This window comes from Oleiphilus sp. HI0066, from assembly GCF_001635725.1.
Genome location: NZ_LWFH01000684.1, coordinates 1 through 957, shown reverse-complemented (window position 1 = coordinate 957; position 957 = coordinate 1). Strand labels below are relative to the sequence as shown.

At 43.1% G+C, this 957-nt stretch carries 2 protein-coding genes; one reads left to right on the top strand and one right to left on the bottom strand.

The features are described 5' to 3' along the window. The coding region (locus A3738_RS32575) for a HopJ type III effector protein (protein WP_197473725.1) at positions 1-125 on the bottom strand (125 nt) is incomplete at its 3' end. A gap of 81 nt (positions 126-206) precedes the next feature. Here A3738_RS32575 and A3738_RS08655 point away from each other — a divergent pair. Further along, on the top strand, positions 207-957 hold a 751-nt coding region (locus A3738_RS08655; RefSeq protein WP_197473724.1), incomplete at its 3' end, for a peptidogalycan biosysnthesis protein.

Here is a 957-nt window from a genome sequence, read left to right as displayed (position 1 = left end):
TGGTTTCCTACCTTAAATGCAATAGGTGTGAATGCGTAATTTTCTTCAATCACCGCAATACTTGTTTTAAAGTCAATGGACTCAGGTGATTGGCGCAATTGAGCTAAAAACTCTTGTTCTGTCATGTTTTGATGTCTCCATATTGAATGGGCGTGGAGCTTATCAAAAGTGTGCAAATCTAAACAGTAAGTGGCGTAAAAGACGACATGGATATACGGATTAAATTCCCAACTCAATTGAGTGATATTAACGAACAAGAGTTTGATAGCTTATCTGATCCTGATCAGCCTTTTATGCGCTATGCCTTTTTAAAGGCATTGGAATTGTCTGAGTGTGTGTGCGCGAAAACTGGCTGGGAGCCTTATCATTTTTCGGTGTGGACGAAAGGTGGCCGTTTGCTTGCATTTTCCCCGGTCTATAAAAAGCGTCATTCCTACGGGGAGTATGTGTTTGATTGGGCATGGGCAGATGCCTATGCGCGCCATGGTTATAACTATTACCCGAAGTTGCTGGCGAGTATCCCTTTTACGCCTTCTGTCTCTGCACGTATTTTGTTTGACGCTACCGCAATCAAATGGGCCGAGCTGGAGTCTCTATATTCTCAAACCATAGAAAAGCACTGCCTTGATCATGACTTTAGCTCTGCGCACATATTGTTTCCAGATGCGAACCACTCTGAACATGCTTCAGAACTTTGGGGGCATCGAAAGGGGGTGCAATACCATTGGTTTAATAAAGGCTATCAAAACTTTGAGGATTTCTTAGATTGTTTAAGTTCGCGCAAACGGAAGAATATTCGTAAAGAGCGTCGCCAGTTATCTGATCAAGGTATTCACTACCAATGGATTGAGGCGAACGCTCTGAGTGAAGGTCAGTTTGAAGACTTCGTGGCCTGTTATCAGAGTACTTACCATGTCAGAGGTCAAGCGCCATACTTGAATAGAGTGTTCTTTGAAC